The sequence below is a fragment of the Labilithrix luteola genome (assembly GCF_001263205.1).
Taxonomy (GTDB): Bacteria; Myxococcota_A; Polyangia; order Polyangiales; family Polyangiaceae; genus Labilithrix; species Labilithrix luteola.
The window spans coordinates 1299274-1312132 of record NZ_CP012333.1 but is presented as its reverse complement, the minus strand read 5'-3'; the positions used below and the strand labels follow the sequence as shown (position 1 = coordinate 1312132).

Genomic DNA, 12859 nt, shown 5'->3' with positions numbered 1-12859 from the left:
TCGGTTTCGAGCCTCCCCCTCAGCTGTCCGCGGCGGGTCGCCTTCGGCGCGTCGCGCTACGAGCGCGACGAAGAACCCGCCGCTCGCCTCGAGGCGACCTACTGGCGTCTTGGTCTCGCGAGGCCTTCGGTGCGAGCTCGCGTCCAGTGACGCCTAATCGTGGTCGCCTCTTCTTCGCGGGTGGATCACCGCTTCTTTTTGCTCTTGCGGCCGGCCTTGACCTTCTTGGCCTTGCCCTTGAACGGCTTGCCGCCCATCGATTGACCCGCGGTCTTGCCGAAGCTCTTGCCGCCGCGCGCCGGCTTCTCACCGGGCCGCTCGCGATGTTTGCCCGCGCCCGCGCCCGCACCCGCACGCGAAGGCGGACCGCCGCGTGATTTCGAGGTGCCGCCGAGGCGACCGCGCTTCGGAGGCGCGCTGCCACCACGACGTCGACGCTCGCCATCGCCCTCGTACGGGCCGGACTCGCCGCGAACGCGCCGTGCGTAGACGGTGCGTCGCAAGATGGCTGCGTCGGTGATGGTGACGAGCAGCTGATCGCCGAGCATCACGGTGTCACCGGAGCGCGTGCCGCGTGCCGAGAGGCCGTCGTCTTCGATGACGAAGTCCGGTCCCAGATCTTCGACACGCACGAGCACGTCGACGAAGGGATTGTCGAGCGTGACGAACGCGCCGGCTCCGACGAACGCGCCGACGACGCCTTCGTACGACTCGCCGATGCGATCGATCATGTAGAAGCAGCGATAGATGTCGACCGTCTCGCGCTCGATCTCCATCGCGCGGCGCTCGGCCATCGACGACTGCACGGCGGCCTCGGTGAGCTTCTCGATGTCGCCCACCTGACGCACGGCCTTCTTGCGCGTCTTCTCGTCGCCCTCGAGCGCGGCGTGCACGATGCGGTGCACGACGAGGTCCGGGTACCGCCGGATGGGCGAGGTGAAGTGCAGATACGCCTCCGACGCGAGGCCGAAGTGGCCGAGGTTCTGTACGTCGTAGGTGGCCTGCTTCATCGAGCGAAGCAGCAGGTTGTTGAGGACGTTCGAGAGCGGGTTCTGCGCGAAGCTCTTGAGCAGCTCGGAGAGGCCCTTCGGCGTTTGCGTGGCGTCCGCGTCGAAGTCGACGCCGAGCATCTCGCACATGGCGGCGAGGCGATCGAGCTTCTTCGGATCCGGCGGCAAGTGCACGCGGTAGACGCCGGGCAGATCGTGATCGAGCAGCCAGCGTGCGACGACCTCGTTCGCGAAGATCATCAGCTCTTCGATGAGCTGGTAGGCCTTCTTCACGCCCGGATCCTGCGCGCGCTTCTTGATCTCGGTGGGCTTGCCCTCCGTATCGAGCTTCACCACCGCCTCGGGCAAGTCGAAGTCGAGTGCGCCGCGCTTCATGCGTCGCGTGCGGAGGTGGCGCGAGCACTCGTAGGCGACGCGGAGCCCCTCGACCATCTCCTCGGCCTTCGGCTGGACCGGAGGCTGATCGCTGAAGCCGAGCGCGCGTGCCACGCCGCCGTACGTGAGCTTCGCGGCGCTCTTCATGTAGCCGCGCACGAGGCGCGACTTCTTCACCTGGCCCTTGGCGTCGAGCTCGGCGTGCACGCACAGACAGAGGCGCAACACGTCGGGCAGGAGCGAGCAGAGGTTCGAGGAGAGCGCGCGCGGGAGCATCGGAATCGCGCGGTCCGGCAGGTAGATGCTGCAGCCGCGCGAGCGAGCTTCTTCGTCGATCTTCGTGCCGGGCCGCACGTACGAGCTGACGTCGGCGATGGCGACCCAGACCTCGTAGCCGCCCGAGGGCGTGCGCTCGACCCAGACGGCGTCGTCGTGGTCGCGCGCGTCTTCGGGGTCGATGGTGGGCAGCGGGATGTGCGTGAGATCCTCGCGGCCCTCGAGCATCGAGGTCGGCACTTCGAGGCCGTACGCCTCGGCCTCGTCGGTGGCTTGCTGCGAATGAACCTCCTCGATCGACTCGAGGAAGAGGACCTTTCGCACTTCGACCGAGAGCTCGCCCGGCGCGCCGAGGACGGCGATGAGCTTGCCTTCGGGGTTCATCCCGGGCTCGTCGGGGAAGCGTGTAATCTGCACGACGACGACCTGGCCGTCGATGCCGCTGTTGCCTTCGCCGTCGACCAGGTCGATGTCACGCGTGAGCACGACGGGGCCGCGAACGCGCGGATCGTCGGGCTCTATCCACGCGCTCTTGGCGCGGCGGCGGAGGATGCCGGAGACGCGCTTGGTGCCGCGCTCCTTCACCTCGACGATCTGACCTTCGGCTCCGCGGGCGCCGCGCCCAACGACCTCGACGATGACGCGATCGCCGTGCATCGCGCCCGAGAGCGCGTCGGGCGAGACGTAGACGTCGTCGCCGGTGGCGGTGGGGCTCGCCACGAAGCCGAAGCCGCGCGGGTTGACGGTCAGGACGCCCTCGCGGCGCTCGCCTCCGCGACGACTCCTCGCTTCGAGTCGCTCTACGCGGTCGAATTTTGCAACGCGGTCTTCGCGTCCGCTCTTCTTGGCTGGGCGCTCGCTCTTCGCGGGCCGCTCGCTCTTCGGCGTCCGCGCTTCACGTTCGCTCTTCGGCGCCGGCTCCTCACGGTAGCCGGGAAGTGGGCGGTCGTTCTGCCTGCTTACGGCCGTCCGCTCCGGCTTCGACGACGGGCGATGCTTTCGCTCGAGCTTGAATTTGTCACCGCGTGCGACCACGGCGCCGTCGAAGACGAGGTTGTCGAGGAGGCGAAGGAGCCCCTCGTGAGTCTCCGGACCCACGCCGAGCCGTTCGGCCACTTCCTCGACGCGCAAGGGCCGTTCTTCGTTCGCGAGCACGTCCGTCACCGCGGTGCGGGACGGTAGGGGCTTCCTCATGGGCATTTTTCTACGCGATATCGTCCCCTTCGTCGCGACAATAGTGTTCGCGACGGGTGGCGCGCGAGGGAGGCACCGCGCGCCTCAGGTTCCGCGCTTTCGCCACTGCATCGGTGTCATGCCCGTGACCTTGCGGAACATCGTGCTGAAATGCTGGACGGAGGCGCAGCCGACGTCGAAGGCAATTTGCGAGAGCGGCTTGCTGCTCTCCACGAGCGCGCGCCCGGCCATGCGAACGCGGGCGCCTACGACTTCCTTCTGGAACGACGTTCCCGACTCGGCGAGTCGCCTTTGCAGGCTGCGCTCCGAAATGCCGAGCGCCCGGGTCGCACCCGCGAGACTCGCATCGTCGAGGTTCTTTTCGAGGTGGGCACGGAGATCCCGGAGCAGCTCCGTGGTCCCCGTGGTCGACGTATAGAGCGCATCGAGCGCGGCCAGCGTCCCTTGGGGGTCGTCGAGCGCGATCCACCGGAGCGCCTCGACCGGATCGGTGAAGACCTCCGCCTGATAGGGAGCGCCGATGAGCCGAAAGAACCCCGCCGCGACCGAGCCGAGCATGCCGCCGGAATGCACGATGGCGAGCTGCGAGATCGAGGAGCTGAGCGATTCTCGGTGGGTCCTCACGTAGTTCACGCCGATGGCGAAGCCACCCTCGTCGACGTGCTCGACGCGGCGGGCATCGAGCAGGGCCACGTGTGGGCGTGATGCCCCCGAATGAACGCGCGGGTGGATGTTCAGCGTTCCTTCCAGCGACTCGCCGGAGAGGCGACCCCAGAAGACGAGGGCCGAGAACTTCGCCGTAGGATAGGCGAAGAGCCAGCTCGGGCCGGTGATGTACTTCCCGATGGGCGCTTCGAGGAAGTACTCGAGATCCCCCGACCAATCCACGAGGCCAGGATAAGCAGCATTCGGCGAAACCGCATTATCGAAAAATACGGGGAGGCGAGTCATCCGCGCTTTTTGGACTTGGGCGACGGCTTTGCCGGCCCCGGCCAGAGCGCCATGGCGGTGTCGACCACGCGCTCGAGCTCTTTGTTCGATGCCCCATCGCGCGCCTGGACGGACATGCCCTGAATCACGACACCGTAGAATTTTGCCAGAGCGGCAGTGTCCGTACCTTCGGGCAGCTCGCCTTCTTCGACCGCTCGATCGAGGCGCTTTCGTAGCCCCGCCTCGCTCTCGAGGCGCTTCGTCCGCAGGAGAGCCTCGACGTCGGAGGAGGCCTCCGTGCAGTTCGTCGCCGCCAGCACGGTGAAGCATCCGCTCGGGTGATCCGGGGAGGGGAACTGCTTGGCCGACTCGCGGAGCAGCCCTTCGATGGCCCCGCGCGCGGTCGTGGCTTCGGCCATGGCGGGCGAGGCGCCGTACGTGCGCGCGTAGAGATCGAGGGCTTCGATGAAGAGCTGTTTCTTGCTGCCGAACGCCGTGTAGAGGCTCGGCGGCGTCACGTTCATCGCCGCCGTCAGATCGTTGAGCGACGTCGCGTCGTACCCGTGGCGCCAGAAGAGTCCGAGGGCCGCGTTCAGGGCCTCGTCACGGTCGAAGCTTCGCGGCCGCCCACGTTTGTGCGTGGGCTCGGTCGAGCTCGGTGAGCGCCGCTCGTCCAGGATCTGGCGCTTGGCCTGCGGCTTGCCGGGGGACTTCATAGCGATCACTACGGATTTAACCTTGACCACCTCGGATGTCCACTTTACGTAGTGATCACTATGAAACTGTCGAGGACGCTCGCTGCCGTTCCCTTTCGTGCCGTTTTGCTCGCATTTCTTGGCCTGTCCGCCTCGTCGGTCGCGGCTTGCCAGAGCTCGGAGCCACGTGCCGCTCGAGCGCCCGAAGCGACGTCGGCGACGACAACCGCGACGGCGCCGAAGAACGAAGCTTCGTCGCCGAAGGAAGACGGCCTTGCTCACGCCTTGGATGCGGTGGTCGATAACGCCATCGCCTCTCAGGCGATCGTCGGCGGCGTGGTCGTCGTCGTACGTGATGGGCACGTGGTCTACCACCGCGCAGCGGGGCTCGCCGACCGCGAGGCGGCCCGCCCGGTCCAGGAAGACACCGTCTTCCGCCTCGCCTCCATGACGAAGCCGCTCGTCTCCGCCACGGCGCTCGCCCTCGTCGATGAGGGGGTCCTGAAGCTCGATGATCCCGTCACCAAGTACCTTCCCACCTTCAAGCCGAAGCTGGCGAACGGCAAGCAGCCGGTCATCACGGTCCGCCAGCTCCTCACGCACACCTCGGGCCTCGACTACGGGATGGAGAAGGCGACCGCCGCGCCGTTTCATCGCGCGCACGCCTCGAACGGCATCGACCGACCCGGCCTGTCCCTCGAGGAGAACCTGTCGCGCCTGAACCAGGTTCCGCTCCTCTTCGAGCCGGGGACGAAGTGGAATTACTCGATGTCGACCGACGTGCTCGGCGGTGTCGTCGCGAAGGCCTCGGGCCTCTCGCTTCCAGAAGCCGTGCAGAAGTTCGTCACCGGGCCGCTCGCCATGAAGGCAACGGGCTTCGCTCCGCCCACCCCGAGCGAGCGCCTCGCCATCCCCTACGCCGACGGGAGCCCGCGCCCGTCACGCATGAACGACGGTCAGGTGGTGCCGTTCTACACGAGCAACATCACCTTCGCGCCCTCGCGGCTCTTCGATTCGCGCTCCTATCCGTCGGGCGGCGGAGGAATGATCGGCACGGCCGACGACTACGTGCGCTTCCTCGAGACCGTGCGCACGGGAGGCGGCACGATCCTGAAGCCGGCGACCGCCAAGGCGATGATCGAGAACCAGGTCGGTGACGTCGACGTCACGGCCGCGGGGCCGGCCTATGGCTGGAGCTTCGGCTTCGCGGTCCAGAAGAAGCAGGACCCGAGCACCCCCTCGAACGTCGGCACGTTCTACTGGGGCGGCGTCTACGGGAACTCGTTCTTCGTGGACCCCGTCGCCAAGCTGACGGTCGTGGTTCTCACGAACACCGCCGTGGCCGGGATGGCTGGACCATTCCCCGACGCCGTGAAAAAGGCCGTTTACGCGGCAAAATAAGGGGAAGAGCGTAGCTGCACGAGCCCATCCGTGCCGGCTGGATCCGAGTGATGGGAATATTGGGGGCCGCCTTCGACTACAATCCCGGGCGGTCCTCCATGCGCAAGAGTCTCCCCACCTGGCTCTTCTGGTTGTTCGTCGCGGTGAGCATCCTCGCTCTCGCGGCCAGCGCCATCCTCCTCGTCGACTACGTGAAGCCGGCGCCTGTCTTCTGTGGAGAAGGCGGGGGCTGCGGTGCGATGAAGCGCACCGTCTTCGCGTACCCGTTCGGCATCCCGATGCCCGTGTTCGGACTGTCGGGCATTCTCGCGATTGCACTCGCCGGCCTCGTGCCCGGGCGGCGTGCTCGCATCGCGCAGGCGGTGGTCGCGGTCTTCGCGGGGCTCGTGGCCATCGGGCTGCTCGGCGTGCAGGCCTCGATGGACACATTCTGCCCGTACTGCATCGTCGTCGACGTCTCATCGGTCGTGCTGGCCGCGCTGTCCGTGGCTCGTGCGGTGGGGGCCTGGGATCCTCCTTCGAATCGCAAGGCCGTGTTCGGGGCCGTTGGCGCCGTCGCCGTGGGCATCGCCGCACCGCTCGCGTTCGGGCTCACGCGCAAACCGCTGCCTGCCGATCTGCCGGCGCCCATCGCCGAGGAGATCCGCAAGGCGCCCCGCGGCAAGGTCACGATCGTGGACTTTGCCGACTTCGAGTGCCCCTTCTGCCGCATGACGCACACGGAGCTCGCTCCGATCCTCGCGGAGAAGAAGGACAAGATTCACCTCGTCCGTAAGCAAGTCCCTTTGCGCATGCACCCGCATGCGAAAGACGCGGCCCGCGCGGCCTGCTGCGGTGAATCGATGGGCAAGGGCGATGAAATGGCCGACGCCCTCTTCTCGGCGCCGACAGAGGAGCTTACGCCCGAAGGTTGCGAGAAAATCGCCCAGGCCCACGGTCTCGACGTGGAGAAGTTCCGCGCTTGCGTCGGCTCGAAGGAGACCGAGGAGCGCATCGAAGCCGACGGTCGCACGTGGCGCGCCGTTCATGGCCACGGTCTTCCCACGCTCTGGTTCGGCACGCAGAAGCTCGAGGGCGCGCAGGATCAGGCGACCATGCGTGCGGCCCTCGACGAGGCGATCAAAGAGCTCTGATCCACGGATCGAGCGCGATTCGCCATGAATTGGAGAGGAGGCGGTTCTTATCGCGCGCAGCGCGAGCGCCGCAGGCGACCGCCTCCGAGGGGAACCCAAGAGCTCTGATCCACGGATCGAGCGCGATTCGCCATGAATTGGAGAGGAGGCGGTTCTTATCGCGCGCAGCGCGAGCGCCGCAGGCGACCGCCTCCGCCGGAGGGGAGGCTCGAAACCGGAGGTTTCGAGGGGAACCCAAAGAGCTCTGATCCACGGATCGAGCGCGAGTGGCCACGAATTGGAGAGGAGGCGGTTCTTATCGCGCGCAGCGCGAGCGCCGCAGGCGACCGCCTCCGCCGGAGGGGACGCTCGAAACCGGAGGTTTCGAGGGGAACCGGAGGTTCCCTCAAGAATAAATCGGCAGGTCGGAGACGATCACGCCGTCGTCGTCCGCGTAGACCCAGTGGCCCGGCTCGATGGTGACGCCGGCGAAGGTCACCGGAACCTGCTCGCGACCAGCGCCCTTTTTCTCGCTGCGCAATGGTGCAGTCACCAGTGCCTTGACGCCCACGTTGCACTCGGCGAGCTCGAGGGTGTCGCGCACGGCGCCGTGGACGATCACGCCCGCCCAACCATTGTTCTCGGCGAGCTTGCCGAGGTTGCCACCGACGAGCGCTCTCCGCAGCGAGCCGCCGCCGTCGATGACGAGCACGCGACCTTGGCCCGGTGTCTCGAGCTTGGCACGCACGAGTGCGTTGTCCTCGAACACCTCGAGCGTGACGGCCGGTCCTGCGAATTCCCGCTTCTTGCCGAAGTCGCGGAGGATTGGCGCGAGGACGCGAACGGTGTCGGAATGGGCGTCGCAAAGATCGGCGGTTCGCACGCCCTCAAGTGTAGAGCGCCCCGCCATCGACTCGCGACGTTGTGTGGTTGAATGTGGGTGACATCGCTTCGCACGACGCGGTCTGGAATGCCGGCATCGGTTCGCACGTCCAATGTTTCGCGCGGCAAACAATGCGCATGCTTTCGATTCGGCTAGGATCCGCCCGCCCGGGCCTGACCGGTTCCCATCGCGTCGCATCGCGTCGCATCGCGCGGCCTCGGTCTCGCTCTTCGTTCGTTCCTTTCGAGAGGTTTTTCTAGATGAGCCTTCGCTTCAGAGTCGCAGTCGCAGTCCCCGTCCTGGCCGCTCTGGGTCTCGGTCTTCCGGCGTGCGGTGGCAAGGAAGTCGTCCGCGGCGCGAACGATCCGTCGATCGATGCCCACGCGCTCTCGACCGGTCTCGACAAGGACGACGTCCAGCGTGCCTTGTCGGAAACGCTCGGCAAGCTCCGTAATTCCCCGGTCATGGCCGAGTGGCGCACCACGCACCCGCTGCCGAACGTCGCCGTCTTCCCGTTCCAGAACAACACGAGCGAGCACATCGACTCGATGCTGGAAGCGATGCTCAGCGAGACGGAGACCTGGATGGTCGAGTCGGGCACCGTGCAGATGATCGCGCGCGATCGCCAGAATCAGATCATTCGCGAGGTCGAAGGTCAGCAGAACCCGGTCTTCAACCCGGCGAACGCGGCCAAGTACGGCCGTCAGCTCGGCGCGAAGTACTTCATCACCGGCAAGGTCTCCGCCGCCGATGAGCGCACGGAAGACATGCGCCGCGTGCAGTACTTCCTCTTCCTGCAGGTCATCGAGATCGAGACCGGCGCCATCAAGTTCCAGGCGAAGACGTACACCACGAAGGCGATCAAGTAGCCTCGTCGACACGATCGATCATGCGAAGTGCACTCCGCGATTGCCGCGCAACCATCGGCGTCGTCGCGCTCGTCGTTTCTCCGTGGCTGATTGGCTGCGGGGGGCACGAAGCGCGCACGCTGCCGATGCGCACGGCCCTCGACGCCGGTAATGCGAAGGGCGCCATTCAGGCGGTCAACGAAGAGCTGGACGTCAAAAAGTCCGAGGACCTTCCGTCGGACATCAAGGGCGACAACGCCATCTTGGTGCTCGATCGCGGGAGCATCCAGCAGAGCCTCGCGGAGTTCAAACTCTCGAAGCGTGACTTCGAATCGGCCGACAAGGCCATCGACATGCTCGATCTCGCCCACAACGCGGGCGACTCGATCGGCGAATACGTCTTCAGCGGCTCGTCGGGGAAGTACCAGGCTCCCCCGTACGAGAAGCTGATGATCAACACGCTGAACATGTTGAACTACCTCGAGACGCACGACCTCAACGGCGCGCGTGTCGAGGCGCGCCGTCTCGCGGTGATGCAGAAGTACTACCGAGACTCGCTGGGGCTGACGAACAACCCCGTGCTCGGTCTCGGCAGCTTGCTCGCAGGCTTCACGTTCGAAAAGAGCGGCGAGACCGACGAGGCGCTTCGCTACTACGACGAGGCGCTCGCCTTCACGGGTTATCGCTCGCTCGCCGATTCGGTTCGTCGTCTCGTTCCGCAAGGCTCGTACAAGAGCCCCCGCCTCAAGGCGCTTCTCGACGACGAGGAGAAGAACGCGCCCGGTGGTGCTCGCGCCGCGGCGGCTGCCGACGACAACACGGGGGAAGTGCTCCTCGTCGTCGGCTACGGCCGCGTCCCGCACAAAGTCGCCGAGCGCATTCCGATCGGTCTCGCGCTCACCTGGTTCTCGGGCGCGCTGTCTCCGCACGACGTGTCGGCGGCGAACAAGCTCGCGGCGCAAGGGCTCGTCACGTGGATCAACTTCCCCACGCTGGGCCCGTCGCAGGGCAAGGGCGCGATCCCGTCGGTCAAGCTCGATGGGGACTACGTGCAGCTCGAGGAAGCGGTCGACGTCGACAAGCAAGTCCGCGCCGAGTGGAAGAAGATCGAAGGCAAGATCATCGTCAGCGCCATCACGCGCCTCATCGCGCGAACCGCGCTGGGCCAGGGAATCCAGACCGCCGCGGGGCGCGACAACATCGTCGGCATCCTCGCGTCACTCGGCGCGCAGGCCACTCTTACCGCGCTGGACACGCCCGACACCCGCAGTTGGGAGACGTTGCCGGCGCGCATCGCGGTGGCTCGCGTGCGTCTTCCGGTCGGAAAACATAGAGTCGTCATCGACGCACGCGGCTGGCAGCGCGCGCAGGACCTGGTGGTCGAGAAGAACGGCTGGTCGGTTGTCTCGCTGATGGCCCTGCGCTGAACGGGCGTGGCGCGCTCGCGATTTCCGAGGCCTCGGCCCCGTGCTATTCGCTCGAGGTGATGACGCGGTCTGCCGATCACCAGTACCTCGATCTGCTTCGGCTCATCCTTGCCGAGGGGAAAGATCGCTCCGATCGCACGGGAACGGGAACGCGCGGCCTCTTCGGCCACCAGATGCGCTTCGATCTACGGGAGAGCTTTCCGCTCCTCACCACCAAGAAGCTCCATCTCAAGTCGATCATCCACGAGCTGCTGTGGTTCGTGAGCGGTGAAACGCACGTCAAACCGTTGCAGGATGCAGGCGTTCGCATCTGGAACGAATGGGCCACGCCCGAGCAGACGGCGCGCTTCGGCCGCAAGGGAGGCGATCTGGGGCCGGTCTACGGCCACCAGTGGCGCAACTACGGCGCAACGCTCCGCGCGGACGGCACGTACGAACGCGATGGCGTCGACCAGTTGAAGCGACTCCTCCGCGACATCGCGGAGACTCCGCAGAGCCGTCGTTTGCTGGTCACCGGGTGGAACCCGAAAGAGGCCGACCAGGTGGCTCTGCCGCCGTGTCACACGCTCTTCCAGTTCTACGTGCAAGACGGCGAACTCTCCTGCCAGCTCTACCAGCGCAGCGCCGACGTGTTTCTCGGAGTGCCGTTCAACATCGCGAGCTACGCGCTGCTCACCCTCATGGTGGCGCAGGTCGCGGGCCTCCGTCCTGGCGACTTCGTGCACTCCTTCGGCGACGTGCACCTCTATCGAAACCATCTCGAGCAGGCGAAGCTCCAGATCGAGCGCGAGCCGCGTGCCGCGCCGACGATGGTTCTGAATCCGGAGGTCAATGACCTCTTCGGCTTCCGCTACGAGGACTTCCGCCTCGAAGGTTACGACCCGCACCCGCACATCGCCGCCGAGGTGTCGGTATGACGCGCGCGCCCCTCGCGATCGTCGTGGCCATCGGCGACGGCGGCGTCATCGGAATCAACGGCGAGCTTCCGTGGCGCATCCCGGAAGACATGCGCCACTTCAAGAGCGTCACGATGGGGCACGCCATCGTGATGGGCCGCAAGACGTTCGAGTCGATCGGCAAACCCCTCCCCGGGCGACGCAACGTCGTCGTGAGCCGCTCCCCGTCGTTCAGCGCGCCGGGCTGTGACGTGGTTGCGAGCTTCGAAGAAGCGGTGGCGCTTGCCCGCCAGACTGACGACGAGCCGCGGATCATCGGCGGTTCGTCGATCTACGAGGCCGCGTTGCCCGTCGCCACGCGCATCTTTCTCACCGAAGTCCACCGGAAGCTGGAGGGGGATACGTTTTTCCCGGCTTTCGACCGGTCCGAGTGGCGCGAAGTCGATCGGCGGAAGGGTGAGTCGGAAGGGGTGGAGTTCGTCGCCCTCGAGCGGTAGAAGAGCGCTGGTGCGTTCTCTTGCTCGGTCTTCGGCCATAGGCACCCGGGTCTTTGGCGTTTCCGGCGTTTTCGCGGTTTTCGCCGTCCTAGCCGCCCTCGCCGCCGTGACATTCGCGTGCGGCAAGCCGATGCCCAAGACGCCCGTCGATGCGTGCACGGCGAAGTGCGAGGAGATGGCCAGCAGGCAATGCTCGCCCGCCGAGTGCGCGCGCGGCTGCGAGTTCATCCTCGATCGGCTCGTCGAGGGCGAGTCGAAGAACGTTCTGGCGTGCGTTGCCCGCACCGATCGTCGCTGCGGCGACGTCCTCTGGGCCCACTGCGCGACGCACATCGGACCTCACGCAGACGGCGGTCCGCCCGGCCCGCCTCCACCGGCAGACGACGAATGACCACGCGAGGCTTGCTGCGCATCCAGGACGACCGCAAGCGCGAGCTCACCTTTGGCGTCGCGCCGAAGCGCGTGGTCTCGCTGGTCCCGAGCGATACGTACAACGTCGCGGCGCTCGGCTGCGGCGCTGCACTCGTTGGCCGAACGGATTACTGCGAGCTGCCTGCCGAGATCGTCTCGGCGTTGCCGAGCATCGGGGGCACGAAGAATCCGAAGATCGACGCGATCCTCGCACTCGAGCCGGACCTCGTTCTCGCGAACCAAGAAGAGAACACGAAGAGCGACCTCGAAGCGCTCGCGCAGGCCGGCATCAAGGTATTCGTTGCCTTCCCGAAGCGTGCAGCCGACGGCGTGGCGCACCTCGCACGCCTGGCGCGCATCTTCCGCGTCGATGGCGAACCGCAGGTCCGGGAGCTCGTTCGCCGTGGCTATGCCGAGATCCGCGAGGCCGAGGCGTCGCGTGCGAGCTCGCGCGCCGTTCCGACGTTCTGCCCGATCTGGATGAAGCCGCTGATGACGATCAACGGCGACACGTTCATCAGCAACGTGCTCGAGCTGGCCGGCGCCACCAACGTCTTCGCCGATCGCGAGCGCCGCTACCCGCTCGCCGCCGATCTCGGTCGTGCCGCTCCTCTCCCGGGCGACGCCACGGCAGGGCGTGACACGCGTTACCCGCGCATCACGTTGGAAGAAGTCGCGGACCGCGCACCGGAGCTCGTTCTGCTCCCCGACGAGCCGCATCCCTTTACCGACGAAGACGCCGCCGTTTTCCGCGCGCAAGGCACACCCGCTGCGAAGCACGACCTCGTCCTCCGCACGAGCGGCAAAGATCTCTGCTGGTACGGAGCGCGCACGATCGAAGGACTGCCGCGCGTCCGCGCCCTCATCGAGTCCGCCCGCCAGCGCTACCCGGGCTGACGCTCAA

General features: G+C 66.5%; 12 protein-coding genes. 8 read left to right on the top strand and 4 right to left on the bottom strand.

All coding sequences use genetic code 11. From position 1 onward, the window contains the following. Window positions 1–185: 185 nt before the first annotated feature. The 3 genes from rnr to AKJ09_RS05885 all read right to left on the bottom strand — a co-directional run bounded on the left by rnr (window position 186) and on the right by AKJ09_RS05885 (window position 4501). Window positions 186–2855 (bottom strand): ribonuclease R, encoded by a 2670-nt coding sequence (gene rnr, locus AKJ09_RS05895; RefSeq protein ID WP_169927290.1) that lies wholly within the window; start codon window positions 2853–2855, stop codon window positions 186–188. Window positions 2856–2939: 84 nt separating this feature from the next. Beyond that, window positions 2940–3743: a helix-turn-helix domain-containing protein gene (locus AKJ09_RS05890; protein ID WP_169927289.1), complete on the bottom strand. Its 804-nt coding sequence runs from the start codon at window positions 3741–3743 to the stop codon at window positions 2940–2942. Between the two features lie 59 nt (window positions 3744–3802). After that, complete coding sequence (locus tag AKJ09_RS05885; protein WP_146646196.1) at window positions 3803–4501, bottom strand: TetR/AcrR family transcriptional regulator; 699 nt, start codon at window positions 4499–4501, stop codon at window positions 3803–3805. Window positions 4502–4561: 60 nt separating this feature from the next. On the opposite strand from AKJ09_RS05885, the gene AKJ09_RS05880 reads away from it, so the two are divergent. Next, entirely contained in the window at window positions 4562–5881 is a 1320-nt protein-coding gene (locus AKJ09_RS05880) for a serine hydrolase domain-containing protein (protein ID WP_146646195.1), read from the top strand. 98 nt (window positions 5882–5979) lie between these two features. Beyond that, a complete protein-coding gene (locus tag AKJ09_RS05875) occupies window positions 5980–7014 on the top strand; it encodes a thioredoxin domain-containing protein (RefSeq protein ID WP_169927288.1) in 1035 nt (344 codons plus the stop codon). 385 nt (window positions 7015–7399) lie between these two features. Here AKJ09_RS05875 and rraA read toward each other — a convergent pair whose 3' ends face one another. Continuing rightward, on the bottom strand, window positions 7400–7876 hold the full coding sequence (gene rraA / locus AKJ09_RS05870) for a ribonuclease E activity regulator RraA (protein WP_240488401.1): 477 nt from the start codon (window positions 7874–7876) through the stop codon (window positions 7400–7402). 260 nt (window positions 7877–8136) lie between these two features. Here rraA and AKJ09_RS05865 point away from each other — a divergent pair, with 260 nt between their 5' ends. The 6 genes from AKJ09_RS05865 (at window position 8137) to AKJ09_RS05840 (ending at window position 12852) form a co-directional block, all read left to right on the top strand. Beyond that, window positions 8137–8745: a penicillin-binding protein activator LpoB gene (locus AKJ09_RS05865; protein WP_146646192.1), complete on the top strand. Its 609-nt coding sequence runs from the start codon at window positions 8137–8139 to the stop codon at window positions 8743–8745. Window positions 8746–8765: 20 nt separating this feature from the next. Continuing rightward, on the top strand, window positions 8766–10151 hold the full coding sequence (locus AKJ09_RS05860) for a COG3014 family protein (protein ID WP_146646191.1): 1386 nt from the start codon (window positions 8766–8768) through the stop codon (window positions 10149–10151). 59 nt (window positions 10152–10210) lie between these two features. Next, a complete protein-coding gene (locus tag AKJ09_RS05855) occupies window positions 10211–11068 on the top strand; it encodes a thymidylate synthase (RefSeq protein ID WP_146646190.1) in 858 nt (285 codons plus the stop codon). Continuing rightward, entirely contained in the window at window positions 11065–11544 is a 480-nt protein-coding gene (locus AKJ09_RS05850) for a dihydrofolate reductase (protein ID WP_146646189.1), read from the top strand. Before AKJ09_RS05855 ends, AKJ09_RS05850 begins: the two co-directional genes overlap by 4 nt. A gap of 106 nt (window positions 11545–11650) precedes the next feature. Beyond that, window positions 11651–11935 carry a hypothetical protein gene (locus AKJ09_RS05845; RefSeq protein WP_146646188.1) on the top strand — a complete coding sequence of 95 codons (285 nt, stop codon included), beginning with the start codon at window positions 11651–11653 and terminating at the stop codon, window positions 11933–11935. Next, the gene (locus tag AKJ09_RS05840) at window positions 11932–12852 is read left to right on the top strand and encodes a helical backbone metal receptor (RefSeq protein ID WP_146646187.1); all 921 of its coding nucleotides are present in this window, start codon (window positions 11932–11934) and stop codon (window positions 12850–12852) included. Before AKJ09_RS05845 ends, AKJ09_RS05840 begins: the two co-directional genes overlap by 4 nt. Window positions 12853–12859 lie beyond the last annotated feature (7 nt).